Source organism: Sphingomonas sp., assembly GCF_032114135.1.
GTDB lineage: Bacteria > Pseudomonadota > Alphaproteobacteria > Sphingomonadales > Sphingomonadaceae > Sphingomonas.
Genome location: NZ_DAMCTA010000001.1, coordinates 739,327 through 757,949, shown reverse-complemented (window position 1 = coordinate 757,949; position 18,623 = coordinate 739,327). Strand labels below are relative to the sequence as shown.

21 protein-coding genes are annotated in these 18,623 nt (G+C 65.4%); 14 read left to right on the top strand and 7 right to left on the bottom strand.

Annotated features, from left to right (window positions below; genetic code table 11):
* Positions 1 to 6: 6 nt before the first annotated feature.
* From RT655_RS03610 to mtaB, 3 genes are read right to left on the bottom strand one after another with little or no spacing between them, the layout of a single operon-like run.
* Complete coding sequence (locus RT655_RS03610) at positions 7 to 630, bottom strand: septation protein A (RefSeq protein ID WP_313535024.1); 624 nt, start codon at positions 628 to 630, stop codon at positions 7 to 9.
* Entirely contained in the window at positions 623 to 1,558 is a 936-nt protein-coding gene (gene ftsY / locus RT655_RS03605; protein ID WP_313535023.1) for a signal recognition particle-docking protein FtsY, read from the bottom strand. Before ftsY ends, RT655_RS03610 begins: the two co-directional genes overlap by 8 nt.
* Positions 1,555 to 2,751, bottom strand: coding sequence for a tRNA (N(6)-L-threonylcarbamoyladenosine(37)-C(2))-methylthiotransferase MtaB (mtaB, locus tag RT655_RS03600; RefSeq protein ID WP_409530236.1), 1,197 nt, complete (start codon positions 2,749 to 2,751; stop codon positions 1,555 to 1,557). The genes ftsY and mtaB overlap by 4 nt, the downstream gene beginning before the upstream one ends.
* A gap of 29 nt (positions 2,752 to 2,780) precedes the next feature.
* Between mtaB and RT655_RS03595 the strand changes: the two genes are divergently transcribed.
* Positions 2,781 to 3,359: a DUF924 family protein gene (locus RT655_RS03595; RefSeq protein ID WP_313535021.1), complete on the top strand. Its 579-nt coding sequence runs from the start codon at positions 2,781 to 2,783 to the stop codon at positions 3,357 to 3,359.
* Here RT655_RS03595 and RT655_RS03590 read toward each other — a convergent pair.
* Positions 3,334 to 4,929, bottom strand: coding sequence for an EAL domain-containing protein (locus RT655_RS03590; protein WP_313535020.1), 1,596 nt, complete (start codon positions 4,927 to 4,929; stop codon positions 3,334 to 3,336). The genes RT655_RS03595 and RT655_RS03590 overlap by 26 nt on opposite strands.
* A 237-nt stretch (positions 4,930 to 5,166) precedes the next feature.
* Here RT655_RS03590 and ffh point away from each other — a divergent pair, with 237 nt between their 5' ends.
* The 4 genes from ffh (at position 5,167) to RT655_RS03570 (ending at position 7,965) form a co-directional block, all read left to right on the top strand.
* The gene (gene ffh / locus RT655_RS03585) at positions 5,167 to 6,648 is read left to right on the top strand and encodes a signal recognition particle protein (protein ID WP_313535018.1); all 1,482 of its coding nucleotides are present in this window, start codon (positions 5,167 to 5,169) and stop codon (positions 6,646 to 6,648) included.
* Positions 6,649 to 6,696: 48 nt separating this feature from the next.
* Positions 6,697 to 7,083 (top strand): 30S ribosomal protein S16, encoded by a 387-nt coding sequence (gene rpsP / locus RT655_RS03580; protein ID WP_175487846.1) that lies wholly within the window; start codon positions 6,697 to 6,699, stop codon positions 7,081 to 7,083.
* Positions 7,084 to 7,143: 60 nt separating this feature from the next.
* Positions 7,144 to 7,647: a ribosome maturation factor RimM gene (gene rimM / locus RT655_RS03575; RefSeq protein ID WP_313535016.1), complete on the top strand. Its 504-nt coding sequence runs from the start codon at positions 7,144 to 7,146 to the stop codon at positions 7,645 to 7,647.
* Positions 7,648 to 7,725: 78 nt separating this feature from the next.
* Positions 7,726 to 7,965, top strand: a complete 240-nt coding sequence (locus RT655_RS03570) for a hypothetical protein (protein ID WP_313535014.1) — start codon at positions 7,726 to 7,728, stop codon at positions 7,963 to 7,965.
* On the opposite strand, the gene RT655_RS03565 is transcribed toward RT655_RS03570, so the two are convergent.
* Positions 7,962 to 8,864 carry an NAD(P)/FAD-dependent oxidoreductase gene (locus RT655_RS03565; RefSeq protein ID WP_313535012.1) on the bottom strand — a complete coding sequence of 301 codons (903 nt, stop codon included), beginning with the start codon at positions 8,862 to 8,864 and terminating at the stop codon, positions 7,962 to 7,964. The genes RT655_RS03570 and RT655_RS03565 overlap by 4 nt on opposite strands.
* A gap of 57 nt (positions 8,865 to 8,921) precedes the next feature.
* On the opposite strand from RT655_RS03565, the gene RT655_RS03560 reads away from it, so the two are divergent.
* The 5 genes from RT655_RS03560 to rplS are packed head-to-tail and all read left to right on the top strand — an operon-like array spanning position 8,922 to position 11,105.
* Complete coding sequence (locus RT655_RS03560) at positions 8,922 to 9,290, top strand: type II toxin-antitoxin system VapC family toxin (protein ID WP_313535011.1); 369 nt, start codon at positions 8,922 to 8,924, stop codon at positions 9,288 to 9,290.
* 56 nt (positions 9,291 to 9,346) lie between these two features.
* A complete protein-coding gene (locus RT655_RS03555) occupies positions 9,347 to 9,616 on the top strand; it encodes an AbrB/MazE/SpoVT family DNA-binding domain-containing protein (protein WP_313535010.1) in 270 nt (89 codons plus the stop codon).
* On the top strand, positions 9,609 to 9,986 hold the full coding sequence (locus RT655_RS03550; RefSeq protein ID WP_313535009.1) for a type II toxin-antitoxin system VapC family toxin: 378 nt from the start codon (positions 9,609 to 9,611) through the stop codon (positions 9,984 to 9,986). Before RT655_RS03555 ends, RT655_RS03550 begins: the two co-directional genes overlap by 8 nt.
* The gene (trmD, locus tag RT655_RS03545) at positions 9,983 to 10,717 is read left to right on the top strand and encodes a tRNA (guanosine(37)-N1)-methyltransferase TrmD (protein WP_313535008.1); all 735 of its coding nucleotides are present in this window, start codon (positions 9,983 to 9,985) and stop codon (positions 10,715 to 10,717) included. Before RT655_RS03550 ends, trmD begins: the two co-directional genes overlap by 4 nt.
* A gap of 1 nt (position 10,718) precedes the next feature.
* Positions 10,719 to 11,105: a 50S ribosomal protein L19 gene (gene rplS, locus RT655_RS03540; protein WP_313536894.1), complete on the top strand. Its 387-nt coding sequence runs from the start codon at positions 10,719 to 10,721 to the stop codon at positions 11,103 to 11,105.
* Between the two features lie 170 nt (positions 11,106 to 11,275).
* Here the strand turns inward: rplS and RT655_RS03535 are convergent, their stop codons facing one another.
* A complete protein-coding gene (locus tag RT655_RS03535) occupies positions 11,276 to 11,584 on the bottom strand; it encodes a hypothetical protein (protein ID WP_313535007.1) in 309 nt (102 codons plus the stop codon).
* A 387-nt stretch (positions 11,585 to 11,971) separates the two neighbouring features.
* Here RT655_RS03535 and RT655_RS03530 point away from each other — a divergent pair, with 387 nt between their 5' ends.
* Positions 11,972 to 12,364: a GAF domain-containing protein gene (locus RT655_RS03530; protein WP_313535006.1), complete on the top strand. Its 393-nt coding sequence runs from the start codon at positions 11,972 to 11,974 to the stop codon at positions 12,362 to 12,364.
* A 23-nt stretch (positions 12,365 to 12,387) separates the two neighbouring features.
* Here RT655_RS03530 and RT655_RS03525 read toward each other — a convergent pair whose 3' ends face one another.
* A complete protein-coding gene (locus RT655_RS03525) occupies positions 12,388 to 12,681 on the bottom strand; it encodes a hypothetical protein (protein WP_313535005.1) in 294 nt (97 codons plus the stop codon).
* Positions 12,682 to 13,005: 324 nt separating this feature from the next.
* Between RT655_RS03525 and RT655_RS03520 the strand changes: the two genes are divergently transcribed.
* The 3 genes from RT655_RS03520 (at position 13,006) to RT655_RS03510 (ending at position 18,581) form a co-directional block, all read left to right on the top strand.
* Complete coding sequence (locus RT655_RS03520) at positions 13,006 to 15,237, top strand: DPP IV N-terminal domain-containing protein (RefSeq protein WP_409530235.1); 2,232 nt, start codon at positions 13,006 to 13,008, stop codon at positions 15,235 to 15,237.
* A gap of 128 nt (positions 15,238 to 15,365) precedes the next feature.
* The gene (locus tag RT655_RS03515; protein ID WP_313535004.1) at positions 15,366 to 17,228 is read left to right on the top strand and encodes a methyl-accepting chemotaxis protein; all 1,863 of its coding nucleotides are present in this window, start codon (positions 15,366 to 15,368) and stop codon (positions 17,226 to 17,228) included.
* Between the two features lie 327 nt (positions 17,229 to 17,555).
* The gene (locus tag RT655_RS03510; protein ID WP_313535003.1) at positions 17,556 to 18,581 is read left to right on the top strand and encodes an aspartate-semialdehyde dehydrogenase; all 1,026 of its coding nucleotides are present in this window, start codon (positions 17,556 to 17,558) and stop codon (positions 18,579 to 18,581) included.
* The last annotated feature ends 42 nt before the right edge of the window (positions 18,582 to 18,623 follow it).

Sequence of the window (18,623 nt, the reverse complement as noted above, 5' to 3'; positions counted from 1 at the left end):
GCGGGATCAGCCCTCCGGCGGGACGGGCGTGTCCTCGGGCTTTTCAAGCTGCAGACCGTGGCGCAGCAGCATGGGCACGTTGGCGATGGCGAACACCAACGTCAGTGGGATCACCACCCAGGTCTTGAAGGTCACCCAGCGGTCCCAGTCGAGCATGTGGCGCATGACCTCGTTGAGGATGGCCATCGCTACGAAAAAGACGGTCCAGTTGATCGTCAGCAGCCGCCAGCCCTTGGCGCTGAGCCCGGGATAGGCGGATTCGAGCATCGTCTGGAGCAGCGGCTTGTTGGCGATCAGGCCATAGCCGAGGATCACCGCGAACATCGCATAGACGATGGTCGGCTTGACCTGGATGAAGGTCTGGTCATGATAATAGAGCGTCAGTCCACCGAACACGAGCACCAGCACGCCGGTGATCCACAGCATCGGCGAGACATGGCGGGTCTTCCACCACGAGACCGCGATCGCCACCGCCATCGCGATCATGAAGGCGAGGGTGGCGGTAAAGATGCGCTGGAGCTGGACGCCGGGGGCGAGGCTGTTGACCGCGAAGAACACGATCAGCGGGCCATAGTCGAGCGCCATGCGCAGGCCGGCCGAGGCCTTGGGGCGGGCGGCTGCATCAGCCATGGGTCAGCTCCTCCACGCCGGCGATGATGCGGGCGACCTCGACCGGATTGAAGCCGCGCAGATCGTCGACCTTCTCGCCGACCCCGATTGCGTGAATCGGCAGGCCGTATTTCTCGGCAGCGGCTACGAGGACGCCGCCGCGCGCGGTGCCGTCGAGCTTGGTCATGACGAGGCCGGTGACGCCCGCCACTTCCTTGAACACCTCGATCTGGTTGAGCGCGTTCTGGCCGGTGGTGGCGTCGAGCACCAGCACCACGTCGTGCGGGGCGGCCGGATTGAGGCGGCCGAGCACGCGGCGGACCTTGGCCAGCTCGTCCATCAGCTCGCGCTTGTTCTGCAGGCGGCCGGCGGTGTCGACGATCAGCACGTCGGTGCCGATCTCGGTCGCGCGCTTCACCGCTTCGAACACGATACCGGCCGCGTCGCCGCCCTCGGCGCCCGATACGATCGGGACGCCGATCCGATCGGCCCAGGTCTTGAGCTGGCCGATCGCGGCGGCGCGGAAGGTGTCGCCGGCGGCGACCATCACGCTGTAATCCTGCTCGAGCAGCTGGTTGGCGAGCTTGGCGATCGTCGTCGTCTTGCCCGATCCATTGACGCCGATGACGAGGATCACCTGCGGGCGCGGAAATGCCTCGATTTCGAGCGGCTTGGCCACCGGTTCGAGCACCTTGGCGACTTCCTCGGCGACGATCACGCGGATGCCGAGTTCCTCCAGGTTGCGCTCGAACTGCCCCTCGGCAAGCCGCGCGCGGACCTTGGCGGCGGTGGCGGGGCCGAGGTCCGAGGCGATCAGCGCCTCCTCGATCTCGTCCAGCGTCGCCTCGTCGAGCCGGGCGAGCGACAGGCCGGCGAGGTTGCCGAGCAGTCGGTCCGACGTCTTGCGAAAGCCGCCGAGCAGCTTTTCATGCCAGCCCGGCCCGCTCATGCGACCAGCTTTCCGTCTTCGACGCGTGCAATCGTCACGTTCACCGTTTCTCCAGTCTGCCGGGGGGCGGTCAGCCGCACCTCGGCGAAATTCTCTGCATGGCCGCGGTCGCCCGGGCGCTCGACCAGCACCTGCTGGTGGCTGCCGACCAGGGTCTCCAGCCAGCGTGCCCGCTGCTCGGCCGCCGCCGCGCGCAGCCGGGCGGCGCGATCGCGGATCGTGGCGGGCGCCACCTGCGGCATGCGCGCGGCGGGCGTGCCGGCGCGCGGGCTATAGGGGAAGATATGCCCATGCACCACGCCGCAATCGGCGATGAGCGCGAGCGTGTTTTCGAACATTGTCTCGTCTTCGGTCGGAAAGCCGGCGATCAGGTCCGCGCCGATCGCGATTTCGGGCCGTGCGACGCGCAGGCGTTCGGCGAGCGCCACCGATTGCGCACGGGCATGGCGGCGCTTCATCCGCTTGAGGATCATGTCGTCGCCCGCCTGGAGCGACAGATGGACGTGCGGCATCACGCGCGGCTCCTGGGTGAGCAACGCGAACAGCCGGTCGTCGACTTCGATCCCGTCGAGCGAGGACAGCCGTAGCCGCTTCAGGTTCGGGACGTGGCGGAGGATGCGCTCTATCAGGGAGCCCAGCGGGGGCGCGCCCGGCAGGTCATGGCCATAGCTGGTGAGGTCGACGCCGGTCAGCACCACTTCGCCATGCGCATCTGCCAGCATCGCGATTCGGTCAATCACCGCGCCTGCGGGTACCGAGCGGCTGTTCCCCCGGCCGAAGGGAATCGCGCAGAAGGTGCAGCGATGGTCGCAGCCATTCTGCACCTCCACGAAGGCGCGCGCATGGGTGGAGAAGCTGGCGGCGAGGTGCGGCGCGGTCTCGCGCACGGCGAGGATGTCCTGCACCTGTACCCTGGCCTCGGACGCCCAGGCTTGCGGAAGCAGCTTCTCGGCATTGCCGATCACCCGGTCCACCTCGGGCATCGCAGCGAAGGCCTGCGGATCGATCTGCGCCGCGCAGCCGGTGACGACCAGTTCCGCCTCGGGCCGTTCGCGGCGGGCGCGGCGGATCGCCTGGCGGGTCTGCTTCACCGCTTCGTTTGTCACCGCGCAGCTGTTGACGACGATCGCGTCGCGCTCGCCCAGCAGCGCACGGATCGACTCGCCTTCGGCTAGGTTCAGCCGGCAACCCATGTTAAGGATGAGAGGCGAGGAGAGGGACATTGGCCAGCGATCTAAGGACGCCGACCGCAGAAGTCCAACACCGGGCGGGCCAGGTGCTGGCCTTCTGGTTCGACGCGCTGCTGCCCGAACAATGGTTCCGGAAGTCCGAAGGGCTCGATCGCGAGATCGCGGACCTGTTCGGCGACCTGCGCAGCCGCGTGCTGGCGATCGACGCTGCAGGCTGGGAGGAGACGCCCGAGACGCTGCTCGCGGCCGTGATCCTGCTCGATCAGTTCTCGCGCAACATCTACCGAGGGGAGGCCGAGGCGTTTGCCGGCGACCCGCTGGCCCAGCATCTCGCCAGGTTTGCCGTGAAGCGAAGCTGGGACCGGCGGATGTCCAAGGAACAGCGCCAGTTCCTCTATTTGCCGTTCGAGCATGCCGAGGATGCCGAGCTCCAGGCGCTGAGCCTCCGCTGCTTCGCGGCCCTCGAAGACGACGAATTGCTCGCCTATGCCCGTGATCATGCCGAGGTCTTCCACCGCTTCGGCCGTTTCCCCGCACGCAACGAAGCGCTGGGGCGCATCTCCACGTCGGACGAGCTCGACTATCTCAGCCAGCCTGGAGCTGGCTGGTAGCATCGCCGCCCTCCAGCCGCGGGCCGGGCTGGAGGATCAGCCGCCGCTCGGCGAGCAGGCGGCGCGCACCCGCGATCGACAGCGGCTTGCCGTAGAGCCAGCCCTGCGCCTTGGCGCAGCCGATCGCGCGTAGCCGCTCCGCGATGGCGGCATCTTCCACGCCTTCGGCCGTGATCGGCAGGTTGAGGCTCTCGCCCAGCCGGAGGATGGTGTTGACGATCGCGGCAGAGTCCGCGCTCTGGTTGAGCGAGAGGATGAAGCTCTTGTCGATCTTGATGCGGTCGAAGGGCAGCGCGCGGAGGTGCGCGAGCGACGAATAGCCTGTTCCGAAATCGTCGAGCGCCAGCCGCACGCCCTGGTTTTTCAGGCTGCCGACGATCGACTGAGCGAGTGCCAGATTGTCGAACAGCGCGCTTTCGGTGATCTCCACTTCCAGCCTGCTGGCCGGAAAGCCGGTTTCGGTGAGCACCTTGATGATCTTCTGTGCCAGCCATGCATCGCGCAGCTGTACCGGCGAGATATTGACCGACAGGCTTAGCCCCGGATCCCAGTCGCGTGCCGCGTGGAAGGCCTGCCGCATGATGGAAAGCGACAGATCAGCGATCAACCCGGTTTCCTCCGCCACCGGGATGAAGCGGTCGGGCGGGATCATGCCATGGGTAGGGTGTTCCCAGCGCGCCAGCACTTCGAATCCATGCAGCCGTCCGCTGGCCAGATCGACCTGCTGTTCGAAATAGGGGCTGATTTCCTCGCGCGGGATCGCAACGCGCAGCCCGGTTTCGATCGCACTGCGCACCTGCAGCGCGCGTTCCATTGCCGGATCGAACCAGGCAAAGCGGCTCTCTCCCGTTTTTTGCGCCTGATGCATCGCGATGTCCGCCGTGCGCAGCAATGCGTCGATGCTCGGGCAGTCGAAGTCGGAGCGTGCGATACCCAGCGAGCAGCCGATGTGCAGAGCCAGCCCCTCTATGTCGAAAGACTGTGCAAGGCGGGTGACGATTCGCTCGGCAACCCGCTCGACCGTGGCCGGTTCGCGCGGATCGAATGCAAAGGCGCAGGCAAATTCGTCGACACCCAGCCGACCCGCCAGCGCCATTTGGGGTAACGCCCGCGCGACTTCCTGCGCGACGGTGCGGATCAGCGCGTCACCCACGGCATGGCCGTGAAGATCGTTGATTGCCTTGAACCGATCGAGGTCCAGCACCAGCATCGCGACGGCTTGGTTACGGCGATGCGCGCGGGCGAACATCGCGGCGCCTTCCTCGGTAAGGCTGTTGCGATGGAGAAATCCGGTCAGCGGATCACGACTGGCGACACTCTGGGTGCGGTCGCCTACGATGCGTCGGGTCGCGTTCAACGCGAGGCGGCGTCCGCACAGGAGGATCAGAACGACGTTCAGCGCCTGCGTGCCGAGCAACCAGCCCTCCGGTATCCGCTGCTCGACTTGATCGAAGGCGAGCGCCGCCGCGACTGCGAGTGCGAGCAGCGCAGAAACGGCGCACAGCGCATTGAAGATCGCCGTGGTGCGATCCTGCCGCACGCCCTCCCGGTCCTGATGCTGCCGCGTCATCGACGCACTACGCCCCTCGTACTAACGAAGCCGTGTTTTCTCACGCAAGGCGTGTAGATCAGGTTAAATCCCTAGAGGTTGCTTTCTGCCCGCATGGTGGCTAAGGGAACCCACCGTTCCTCCGTGGACGCGAGACATTTGCCACCCCAAGGGGTGACGCCGGCCGACGAGGTTTCGTCCGCCGGCGTGTTTTGCGTTTGGCGGGACAGAGGCTGAATTTGGAGTGACCTGGGCATCATGTTCGAGAGTTTGAGCGATCGGCTGGGCGGCGTCTTCGAGCGCCTGCGCGGGCGTGGCGCGCTCAGCGAGGCCGATGTCCGGACCGCGATGCGCGAAGTGCGCGTGGCGCTGCTGGAGGCGGACGTTGCGCTGCCTGTCGCCCGCGAGTTCGTCGACAAGGTAACCGAGCAGGCCGTCGGCCAGCAGGTGCTGCGGTCGGTCACGCCGGGGCAGCAGGTCGTCAAGATCGTCCATGACGCGCTGGTGGACATGCTCGGCGCCGATACCGCCGAACTGGAGATCGACGTCACGCCCCCGGCCGTCGTCATGCTCGTCGGCCTTCAGGGCTCGGGCAAGACCACGACCACCGCGAAGCTTGCCAAGCTGCTGAAAAAGCAGGGCAAGAAGGTGATGATGGCGTCGCTGGACGTCAATCGTCCGGCCGCGCAGGAACAGCTGGCGGTTCTCGGCACCCAGACCGAAGTGGCGACGTTGCCGATCGTCACCGGCCAGCAACCGGTCGATATCGCTCGCCGTGCGCTCCAGTCGGCGAAGCTCCAGGGCTTCGACGTGGTGATGCTCGACACCGCCGGGCGTCTCCACGTCGACCAGGCGCTGATGGACGAGATGAAGGCAGTCGCCGACATCTCGAAGCCCCAGGAAATCCTGCTGGTCGTCGACTCGCTCACCGGCCAGGACGCGGTGAACGTCGCCAGCAACTTCTCGGCGCAGGTGCCGCTGACCGGCGTGATCCTCACCCGGATGGACGGCGATGCGCGCGGTGGTGCGGCGCTGTCGATGCGTGCGGTCACCGGCAAGCCGATCAAGTTCGCCGGCATGGGCGAGAAGCTCGATCAGATCGAGCCGTTCCATCCGAAGCGCGTCGCCGGCCGTATTCTCGGCATGGGCGACGTCGTCAGTCTCGTCGAAAAGGCCGCGGCCGCAATCGACCAGGAAGACGCCGAGCGCATGGCGAACCGGCTCGCCAAGGGCCAGTTCGACATGAACGACCTGCGTTCCCAGCTGGCGCAGATGCGCAAGATGGGCGGCATCGGAGCGCTGGCGGGTATGATTCCCGGCATGAAGAAGGCGCAGGCTGCGGTCGATCAGGTCGGCGGCGACAAGGTGCTGATCCGCATGGACGCGATCATCGGTTCGATGACGCCCAAGGAGCGCGCCAAGCCCGAACTGCTCAACGCCAAGCGCAAGATCCGCATCGCCAAGGGCAGCGGTCTGACCGTGCAGGACGTCAACAAGCTCATCAAGATGCATCAGGAGATGCAGACCGCGATGAAGCGCCTGAAGAAGATGGGCGGCCTGAAGGGCATGATGGGCATGCTCGCCAAGGGCGGCCCGGGCGGCGGCATGGGCGGCATCGGTGCCGCGCTGGGCGGCGCCGATATGGGCGAGATGATGGACAAGGTGGGCGCTGGCCTGCCCGGTCTGCCGGGTGGCGCCAAGCTGCCGCCGGGCTTCGAGAATTTGCTGAAGAAAAAGTAACTTAACCAAACCTGTTTCAATCGTATCTCTAGAAGGAAGTGAAGTAGAATGGCTCTCTCCATGCGTCTGTCGCGCGGCGGCTCCAAGAAGCGCCCCTATTACCGGATCGTCGTTGCCGACGGTCGTGCGCCCCGCGACGGCAAGTTCATCGAGAAGATCGGTACCTACAACCCGCTGCTCGCCAAGGATTCGCCCGAGCGCGTGAAGCTGGACGACGAGCGCGCCAAGTACTGGCTGAGCGTCGGTGCGCAGCCGACCGACCGCGTTGCCCGTTTCCTCGACGCGATGGGCGTCAAGGAGCGTGCGGCTCGCAACAACCCGAACAAGGCGGTTCCGGGCGAGAAGGCCAAGGAGCGCGCCGAGGAGCGTGCCGAGAAGGCCAAGGCAGCCGCCGAAGCCGCTGCCGCGCCGGCCGAAGAGACCGCCGAGGCCTGAGGCTGAACGTCCCTCCCGTCATCGGCGGGAGGGATGCCTTTTGCGTCGCAGAGGTCCCTCATGACAGAAGCTTCCGCTCCTTCTACCCGCGGCGATCGCCCGGTGACGCTTGCCGTCGTGATCGGCGCGCATGCCGTTGCCGGCGAGGTGCGGCTGAAGGTGTTCGCCGAGGATCTGGCGGCGCACACAAGCTTCAACGGCGGCAAGCTCACCCTCAAGTCGGTGCGCGGGGGATCCAATGGCGTGATCGCCCGCTTCGCCGAAGTACCGGACCGCAACGCCGCCGAGGCACTGCGCGGCACCGAACTGACGGTGCCGCGTTCCGCCCTCCCGCCGCTGGGCGAGGGCGAATATTACCATATCGACCTGCTCGACCTGCCCGTGACGGGCGAGGACGGGGAGCCGATCGGCCGTGTCGTCGCGATCGACGATTATGGCGCGGGCGACGTGATCGAGATCGAACGCCCCGACGGCAAGCGCTTCATGGTGCCGATGCGGCCCGAGGCGGTGCCTGCCTGGGATGCGGACAGACTCGTCGTCGCGGACGCTTTTCTCGAAATCTGACCGGTTTCCTGTCATGCTGTCGGCATGATCCTGCTCGGCGGATGACTGGTCCTGTCGCTCCTCGCGTTCCTTAGCTGGATGGGCGCGGGGGAGCTGTTCGGCTGCCGCCATACCGGCCGCCTCATCGCCGCACTAACCACGCCATCCCTCCTCGCGGGCATCGCCTTCTGGCTCTATTCCGGTGGTCCGGCCATGGCAGGGGATCCCTGGGCGGCAATTCTGCTTGCCGTCGCGGTGATGATGGCGGGGGCGGCGATGCTTGCGGTGCTGCCCGTCTGGTTCATCGCGGAGGAACGCTTGGGCGGGCGGATGCCCTAGCGCCAGAGCGGCGTATCGGCGTTGAGCATGTTGCGGATCGTCGTCGCGGCGACGCCCGCCTCGCCCATCGCATGGCTGATCTGGTCGAGCCCCTTGGCGACATCGCCAGCGGCGAACAGGCCAGGCAGCGATGTGCGCTGGTGGTCATCGACTTCCAGGCAGCCGCTGTCGTCGGCGCGCGCCCCCGCGGCGACTGCGAGTTCGGAGCGAATATGCGAGCCGAGTGCAGGGTAGAGGCTGTCAAAGGCGAGGCGTCCCGACGGCAGGGTCACGACCAGCTGGGCATCAGCCAGCGCCCAGTCCGAAATCGGGCCTTCCACGCGCGCTACCCCGGCGTTCTCGAGCTGCACCAACTGCTCGGGCGGCAGGTCGTGGCGTTCGGATGCTATCAGCGTGACATCCTTGGTAAAGCTTCGGACGAACAGTGCCTCGCGCGCGCCATGCTCGCCGGTGCCATAGATGGCGACGCGCTTGTCGGTGACCTCATAGCCATCGCATACCGGGCAGTAGCGAATCTGCCCCTGCGCCAGCGCCTGATCGTGCAGCGTGTCGGGCATGGCCGGGCGGTGATTGACGACGCCCGTGGCGAGCAGCACCGATCGCGCGCGTACCGTGCGATCGCCGATCGTCGCGATGAACCCGCCCTCGGCAGCGGCAAGCCCGGTCACCTTCGCCACCTCGCGCACCGTGCCATAGCGTTCCGCCTGCGCGCGCATCGCGGCGAGCAGGTCGAGGCCCGAAATGCCCTCCGGGTAGCCGGCATGGTTGTGCGTGCAGGGGATCAGCGCGGCGCGGCTCGACCCGCAGTCGAACAGGCGAATCTTCAGATGATAGCGGCTGAGATAAATGGCCGCGGTGAGGCCTGCTGGGCCGCCGCCGATGATGATGCAATCGTCCATTGCGCGCTAGCGCGTCAGCGCGCGACAGGTTCCGCCGCCCATTGTAGGGGAGGGGGCATGGCAATGCCCGACTATCTGCTCGATACCTGTGTCTGCATCCGCCTGTTGCGGGGCGGCGGCGCGCCGGTTGCACGGCGGATCGCGACGGCCGATCCGGGCGCCATCGCGATCTCGGCGATCAGCCTTGCAGAACTGATGCAGGGAGCGGGGCCGGGCAGCGCTGCGCTGGATGCGCTGCTCGAACGGGTGCCGGTGCTGGGCTTCGATGCGCTGGCCGCACGCGCGTTTCCTGCGGCGCGCGCCGCGCGTGGTCGCCATGACCGGCTGATCGCGGCGCATGCGCTGACGCTGGGTGCGACGCTGGTGACGCATAATGGCCGCGATTTTCGTGCGGTGCCGGGCTTGCGGATCGAGGACTGGTTCTGAGCGCGTTGCGCTTTCGCGCCGAATGTATATACATCGCGTATATACGGAGGCCATGCATGGGTGAGGAATATCGCGCCAGGATCTTCAAGTCGGGCAATTCGCTCGCGCTGCGCCTACCCAAGGCGCTGGGGCTGAAGGAGGGGGCGGAAGTAGTGCTGCGCGAAGAGCGCCGCGGCTTCTCGGTCGAACCGGTGGACGGCGAGGAGAAGATTGGCGGGGAGTGGATCGGCGCCCTGCCGTACCTGAAGCCCATTCCCGAGGAAGATCGTGCGATCGAGGAGCGGGAACTCGACTGGGGACTGCGCAAGCTTCGGCGTGATGGCTGATCCTCTCTTCCTGCTGGACAGCAATATCTGCATCTACCTGCTTCAGGGGGGCGTCGCGACGCTCAATGCGCGGGTTCGCGCCCAGCCTCGTGGAAGCCTTGCCGTATCGGCGATCAGCTATGCCGAGGTGCGGCTGGGCATTCGGGTGCCAGAAGCGGAAAGGGCGCTGCAGGGCTTTCTACGCGATGTGCAGCTCTTGCCGTTCGACGCCGCCGCTGCCGAAACCTATGCCCGGTTGCCGTTCCGGCGCGCGCGGCTGGATCGACTGGTCGGGGCGCAGGCACTCGCGGGCGGACTGACGCTGATCACCAACAATGAACGGGATTTCGCCGACATCCCCGACCTCGAGCTCGAGAACTGGACGCTGTGACCTTCGCTGCCACCGTGCTGACATTGTACCCCGAGATGTTTCCCGGACCCTTGGGCATTTCACTTGCCGGGCGCGGTCTGCGGCAGGGGCTGTGGTCGCTGGAGACGGTGCAGATCCGCGACTTCGCGACCGACAAGCATCGCTCGGTCGATGACACGCCGGCCGGCGGCGGGGCGGGGATGGTGCTGCGCGCCGACGTGCTGGCGGCGGCAATCGACAGCGTTCCCCATGACGGGCGCCCGCTCCTTGCCATGACTCCGCGCGGCCGCACCCTGACGCAGGACCGCGTGCGCGAGCTTGCGGCGGGTCCCGGTGCGATCGTGCTGTGCGGCCGATTCGAGGGATTTGACGAGCGCATTTTCGACGCGCGTGACATCGAAGAAGTATCGATCGGCGACTATATCCTTTCCGGCGGGGAAATGGCGGCGTTGACGCTGCTCGATGCTTGCATTCGGCTCGTTCCCGGCGTAATGGGCGCGGCTTCCAGCGGCATGGACGAGAGCTTCGAAACGGGGCTGCTCGAATATCCGCAATATACCCGACCTGTCGAATGGGAAGGGCGCACGATCCCCGAAGTGCTGCGATCGGGGGATCATGCGAGGATCGAGGCCTGGCGTCGCGCCATGGCGGAGACCGATACACGGCTAAGGAGGCCAGACCTTTGGGAACGCCATGAGGGCGTTCGGGTCCAGTCTCCCTCTGGCGCGCGGCGAAAACATGGGACTGACTGAGATGAACATCATCCAGACGCTCGAAGCAGAGCAGATTGCCAAGTTCACCGAAGCCAAGAAGATTCCTGAATTCCGTCCGGGCGACACCGTCCGCATCGGTGTGAAGGTCGTCGAAGGCGAGCGTACCCGCGTGCAGAATTTCGAAGGCGTGTGCATCGCCCGCTCGAACAAGGGCATGGGTTCGAACTTCACCGTCCGCAAGATCTCGTTCGGTGAAGGCGTGGAGCGCGTATTCCCGCTCTATTCGCCGAACATCGATTCGATCGACGTCGTACGCCGCGGTGTCGTGCGTCGTGCGAAGCTCTACTATCTGCGTGGTCGTACCGGTAAGTCGGCGCGTATCGCCGAGCGCCGCGATACCCGCACCGAGGCGCAGGCTGCCGAATAAGGCTGGTCTCCTCAGAACGAGAAAGGCGTGTGGACCCTGCGGTCCGCACGCCTTTTTTCGTTGTCGCGCGGGTCACCACGCGTTGCGAGGTCGCGCATGGCGGTACGAAAAAGCGCCGCGGACGGCGATCCGTCGCGGCGCATCCGATACCGGCAAGGAACGGGAGGGGGTCAGGCGGCAGCGCGGAAACCATCGGTCTGGAGAAGCGCCCGACCGCGGGCGGTGAGCGCAGCGTCGCGTACTTCCGGCCCGCCGATACCGATCAGCAGCGCCTCATAGGCAAGTAGGCCACGATCGCAGAGCCCCTGTACGGCGGCGACGAAGGCATGATGGCGATCCAGCGATGCGCCGAGATTGAGCGTGGTGGGCGTCAGCGTTGCGCTGCCCGGCCAACTGCGCTGGAGCGCATCGGCGATCGCGACAATGCAGCGTGGATCGAGGGCGCCCAGCGCCTCACGATTTTCCCCGCTCATCGACATCAGGTCTTCCTCCGCACCATGGTTCGCATGCCATTGCGCAACCCGAAGCGCCAAAGGGCTCTTCGAAAGCGTTGCGCAAAACTGCATGTGTCAGAACCACGCCGTCGACCCAGGGCCGGTTCCGCAACATTCCTATGCGCACATACGCCGAATCGGTTTTTCCGATCCCGGAGTCGTGCTGTGACGCAGCATTTACGCGACTAGGCAAATTCTGCCTAGACGGGGTTTGCGTCCGAAATGAATTTACCGGTTGATAACTTTTACGCGCGCCTCGTTCTGGATCACCGCCCGGTCAGGCGGGATGTAGTTCTGCCGATGGTAGAACTCCGTACTGCCCGGAACTGGGGGCGTCGCTTAGAGTGCAACCGATTTCCTCAGGATATGATCATGGCGAATTGGGGCGTTGCAGCGTTGGGATTGAAGGATCGGCTCGGGCAGTGTGTGGTGGAGGAAATGATGCCCGAGGAGAGCCGGATCGTGCGCGCTGCGGTGGTGCTGCTGCGCGGCGACGTCGCGGTCCTTCATACCGGATCGCGGGCGGTACTGGCAGCCGCCGATGGCGTCGGGGCCGTTGATTCCGCGCGGCGACTGTCCGACCCTCTGGAAGCCATGGCGCTCGGCTATCAAAGCCAGTTGTCGGTGCCCTTGTGGCGTGACGGTTGTCGCGTCGGCGCGCTGGCCGTGCTCGGCCGCGACCAGCGCCAGTTCGGCGACGCGGACATCGCGCTGTTGCAGGCGCTTGCCGGTCGCATGGACCGCGCGCGCCATCGTTTTCATTGACCGAGCGAGGAGGATGGGGGCGTTCAGTTCGCGCGGTTGGCTTCGCGCGCCAACATGGCACGCCCACGCGCAGTGAGGGTGGCATCGACGAGCATTGGTCCGTCGCTGTTGAACACCAGCGCCTCATAGGCGAGAAACCCTGCGTCGCTGAGCGATTCGACCATGCCGAGAAATTCGGCGGCCGCGGTCTCCCGTCCGCCCAATCCGATATCGGCGGGCGTAAGAAGCGTCGAACGCGGCCAGTTCTGCTCCAGCAAACGCGTCGCGCATTCCACTGGAATACCTGAACCTATCCTGCCAAGACGGTCCACCGACATGCGGCACTACTCCTGATCGATTGAGCGCGCCCCGCTTCGCGGCTCCACCGCGGCTGCCGTGTTTCCGACAACTTGTGTACGCAGGACTTTACCATAATTTGCTATCAGGTCGAGTATATTCATTCCGAAAATGGAATATGTTTGCTTAACCAAGCCTTTCGTTAGCCTTATAAGCAACTTGTTCTAGATTTTGCGCAAATGCGCGGACGTTGGCGTGGCGAGGGCGACGACGCCGACGGCCTTTGCACTGCCTCTTTACGCGTCGGCCTGGGTCGATAAACCAGCCGTCACCGGCCGTTGGGTGCCGGGATGGCGGAGTGTTGGATGCGCAAATGGATGCTGGGCGTTGCCGGAGCGGCGATCGCGATGGGGGTGAGCATGGCTGATGCCTCGGCACAGGCGCAGACCGGGCAACCGCTGACGCTGCAGCGGATCTTCGGAAGCCCCGCGTTGGACGGCCCCGCGCCGCGCGCGGTGCAGCTGTCGCCGGACGGCCACTATCTCACGCTGCTGCGCAATCGCGACGACGATCGCGAGCGCTATGATCTCTGGGCGCTGGATACCAGCAATGGCCAGTGGCGCATGCTGGTCGATTCCAAGAAACTCGGCTCGGGTGCCGCGCTTTCCGAGGCTGAGAAGATGCAGCGCGAACGCGCCCGCATCGGTGGCACCAAGGGCATCGTCTCCTACGACTGGGCGCCCGACGGCAACTCCATCCTGGTTCCGCTGGAAGGCGAACTGTTCCGCGCGCGGCTGAACGGCGAGGTCGACAAGCTGCCCGCCGCGGCCGGCCCCAAGCTCAACGCGGCGCTGAGCCCGGCGGGCAGGTTCGCCAGCTATGTGCAGGATCAGAATCTGGTCATCATGGACTTGACCAGCGGCAAGGCGATCCGCGTCACGCAGGACGGCGCCGGGACGGTGCATTGGGGCGAGGCCGAGTTCGTCGCGCAGGAGGAAATGGCGCGCAGCGACGGCTATTGGTGGTCGCCGAACGACACCTATGTCGCGGTCGAGCGGTTCGACGAAGCGCCGGTCGGCATCGTCACACGCGCCGCCATCGGTGCCGAGGGCACCAGCATCGTCCAGCAGCGCTACCCCAAGGCGGGAACCGCCAATGCGCTGGTCGAGCTCTATGTCCTTGATCCCACGGGGCAGAAGCGCGTGAAGGTCGATCTGGGCCCCGATCCCGATATCTATCTGGCGCGCGTCGACTGGGCGACGGACGGCAAGACGCTCTACGTGCAACGCGAAAATCGCGCGCAGACCCGGCTCGACCTGCTCGCCGTCGACCCCGCCACCGGCGCGGCGCGCGTACTGTTCAGCGAAAAGGCGGCGCCGAAGAGCTGGATCAACCTCAGCTACGGCCTCAAGCCGCTCGACGACGGCAGCCTGATCTGGTGGTCCGAGCGGGATGGGCACGGCCATCTCTATCGCTGGCAGGCGGGCAAATTCACCCAGCTGACCAAGGGCGCATGGGAAGTCGCGCCCGATGGCATCAGCGTCGATCAGAAGCGCGGCCGCCTCTATTTCCAGGGCAACAAGGACGATGCGCTCGAGCGGCATCTCTACTGGATCGACTATCGCAAGGCCGCCGCGATTACTCGGCTGACCGAGCGCGGCTGGTGGAACGGCGCGAGCATGGACGCCAGCGGCACCCGTGCGATCGTCAGCCGTTCGAGCCCCAACCAGCCCCGACAGGTCTATCTCGCCGATGCCGACGGCAAGCGGATCGCCTGGGTGCAGGAAAACGCGGTCGGTGACGCCGGCCATCCCTATCATCCGTATCTCGCGGCGCACCGGGAGCGGACCTTCGGCACGATCAAGGGGCCCGACGGCACCGAGCTGCACTGGGAAATGATTACCCCCAAGCTGGAGCCCGGCAAGCGCTATCCGGTATTCTTCCAGCATTATGGCGGCCCGCATTCGCAAACGGTCAGCCGCGCCTGGGGCGGCGCGCTGCAGCAATATCTGGTGCAGCACGGCTATGTCTGGTTCCAGATCGACAATCGCGGCTCGGCCAATCGCGGGGTCGCGTTCGAAAGCGCGATCTCGCAGGCGATGGGCAGCGTGGAAGTGCAGGACCAGCTGGCCGGCGCGGCCTATCTCAAGACACTGCCGTTCGTCGATCCGAAGCGCATCGCCACCTATGGCTGGTCCTATGGCGGCTATATGACGCTGAAGATGCTGGAGGCAGCGCCGGGCACCTTCGCGGCGGGCATCGCGGGTGCGCCGGTGACTAAATGGGAACTGTACGACACCCATTATACCGAGCGTTATATGGGCGACCCACGGCAGGTGCCGCAGGCCTATGCGGCGTCCAGCACGCTCGGCGACGCAGCGAAGATCGCCGATCCGCTGCTGATGATCCACGGCATGTCGGACGACAATGTCGTATTGGAGAACGGTTCCGCAATGTACGCCGCGCTCCAGCAACAAAAGGTGCCTTTCGAGATGATGCTGTATCCTGGCCAGACCCACCGCGTCGGTGGGCCGGGGATCAGCGAGCATCTTTGGAATACTATCCTAAATTTCCTGGATCGCTCGTTGCACAAGTAAGGATCTAGGATAGAACCCAATACGTAAAAGACCGGGGGCGTGTCGCAACAATGCGGCATGCCCCGTCTTCTATAATGCGCAGGTGGGAGATCTGCGCGCCTCCGGGCTGCGCCTAGGAGGAACTGAGCGTGCAATTCCTGGCCAATCTCAAAATCCAGTTCAAGATCATGATGATGCTGGGCCTCCTCGGCATCGTGACCTTGGGCGTTGCCTGGTATGGCGGCAGCGTGATGCGCGACATTGACGCGCGATATTCCGTGCTGACCGACGTAAAGATGCCCAACTCTGCCAAGCTGATCCGCGCAAACCGACTGAGCAACGCGATGATGTACACCGCGTACAAGGTGCTCAACTATGATGGCGCATCGATGGAAGCCAAGAAGGCGGCTGCAGACGAAGCTGAATCGTACAAGCAGGCCCAGCAATATGCTGGCGAAGTGGCGGCGGCGGAAAAGGAAAGCGCTGCAGACATCGCCTCGATCAGCGCGAGCCTCGAAGAGTTGCAGGGTGTCGTGGGGCCGGCCGTCTCCGCGGGGCTTGCCAACCGGAATGACGATGCCAAGGCGGCACTGGCCAAGGCTGACGTCTTGGCGGACGAGCTCTCCAAGAAGCTGAAAAACTACAATGATCGCCGTATCGCCGATGCCAAACAGGCGTCCGACGGCATGAGCGCGAGCGTCACCAGCGCGGCCTTCGTACTGCTGGGTGTTGCGCTGGCAGCCGTGGCGGGCAGCATGGGCCTCGCCATCTTCGTCACCCGCTCGCAGATCTCCGGTCCGCTCACCCGCCTGCAGGATTCGATGCGAGCGCTCGCAGGCGGCAACAACCATGTCGACGTGCCCGGTGCCGCGCGTTCGGATGAAGTCGGTGGCATGGCCAAGTCGGTGCTCGTCTTCAAGGAAGCGGCGCTGCGCCAGGAAGAGCTCGCAGAAGACAAGAAGCGTGCGGATGCCGCGCAGGCACTAGTCGTAGAGACGCTCGAAGATCGGCTGGCCAAGCTGGCGGGCGGCGACCTGACCGCCGGCATCGACGTGCGCTTCGACACCGAATATGAAGGGCTGAAGCAGAACTTCAACGCCGCTGTTTCGGCACTGCGCGAGCTAATCACCGCGGTGATCGAAAGCGCCGAGACGATTTCGACCGGCTCGGCCGAAATCGCCCAGGCCAGCGAGGATCTGGCGCGTCGCACCGAAGGCGCGGCTGCCAGCCTTGAGGAAACCTCGGCCGCCGTCACGCAGATGGACCAGCGTATCAAGGCGACCGCCACCGCTGCCACCAAGACCGTCGAGCGCGCCACCGGCGCCATCGGCGTGGTCGATTCCGGCCGTACCGTGGCGGACGAGGCGATGCAGGCGATGACTCGCGTTTCGGAAAGCGCCAAGGGCATCGACAACGTCATCGAGGGTCTCGACAAGATCGCCTTCCAGACCCGCGTTCTCGCGATGAACGCAGCGGTGGAGGCCGGCCGGGCAGGGGAAGCGGGCCGCGGCTTCGCGGTTGTCGCCGATCTCGTCTCGGCCCTGGCGATGCGTGCGGAAGAGGAAGCCGGCCGTGCCCGCGACCAGCTGACCGCGACCCAGACCGACATCAATGCCGCGGTCGACATGGTCCGCCGCGTCGACAGCGCGCTCGGCGCGATCGTCGGTGACGTCAACGAGGTCCACGCACTGCTCGAGACCATGGCCCAGGACAACCAGGTCCAGGCCACCGCGGTCACCCAGGTGGCGACGGCGGTCAACAGCATCGACCAGACCACGCAGCAGAACGCGGCGATGGTGGAGGAAACCTCGGCGGCGGCACGCAACCTCAGCTCGGAAGTCAACGCGCTGACCGAGCAGGCCTCGCGCTTCAACGCCGGCGACCGCAGCCATCGCAAGCCGGTCCGCTCCAAGGTCCATGCGCTGCCGGTCGCATCGAACACCGCACATGCCACGAGTGTCACCACCGTGCGATCGACCGGCGCCGAAGTGGAGGAATGGGCGAGCTTCTAGGCGCCGACACGTTCGACATCCCACGTGACAGGCCATGATGGCCCGTCTCCGTCCCGCGACGGAGGCGGGCCGTTGCTTTGGGAGGGCACGAGCAGCAGCATGAAGTTGCGCAGAAAGGGGCTCGTAACGCAGCTTTGTTTCTGCTAGCGGCAACCGCGATGCTTCGAAAACGCGCCAAATCCACGCGAATTACACCGCGCCCGTAACCCGGGCGCGATAGCTGCGCTTTATGCAGCGAAGCAGCGGAATGCTGGTGCATTCCACCCTCCATCCCCACTAAAGAGCCTCCACGCCGCAGGTGTCGGCGCGGGCAAGAAAGAGGTACAAATGGGTTACCGTGTCGTCGTCGCAGGCGCCACCGGCAATGTCGGTCGCGAAATGCTCAACATCCTGGCCGAGCGGGAATTCCCGATCGACGAGCTCGCCGTGCTGGCCTCGTCGCGCTCGACCGGCGACATGGTCGACTATGGCGAGACCGGCAAACAGTACAAGGTCCAGAACATCGAGCATTTCGATCCGACGGGCTGGGACATGGCGCTGTTCGCGATCGGCTCGGAAGGCAGCGCCAAGTATGCGCCGAAGTTCGCCGCGGCGGGCTGCACGGTGATCGACAATGCCTCGCTCTACCGCATGGACCCGGACGTGCCGCTGATCGTGCCCGAGGTGAACCCCGAGGCGATCGACGGCTACAAGGTCCGCAACATCATCGCCAACCCGAACTGCTCGACCGCGCAGATGGTGGTGGCGCTCAAGCCGCTGCACGATGCCGCCAAGATCAAGCGCGTGGTGGTCGCGACTTACCAGTCGGTCTCCGGCGCGGGCAAGGCGGGGATGGACGAGCTGTTCAACCAGAGCCGCGCGATCTTCGTCGGCGACCAGGTGGAGCCGGCCAAGTTCACCAAGCAGATCGCCTTCAACGTGATCCCGCACATCGACAGCTTCCTCGACGACGGCTCGACCAAGGAAGAGTGGAAGATGGTGGTCGAGACCAAGAAGATCCTTGATCCCAAGATCAAGGTGACCGCCACCTGCGTGCGCGTGCCGGTTTTCGTCGGCCATTCCGAGGCGATCAACATCGAGTTCGAGGACGAGATTTCGGCCGAGGACGCGCAGAAGATCCTGCGCGAGGCACCGGGGATCATGCTGGTCGATAAGCGCGAGAATGGCGGCTATGTCACGCCGATCGAGAGCGTCGGCGAATATGCGACCTATGTCAGCCGCGTGCGCGAGGATTCGACCGTGGAGAACGGCCTGTCGCTGTGGTGCGTGTCGGACAACCTCCGCAAGGGCGCGGCGCTCAACGCGGTGCAGATCGCGGAACTGCTGGGGCGGCGGCACCTGCAGAAGGCGTAATAATTAGTGTTTCCTCCCCCGCTTGCGCGGGGGAGGAAACAC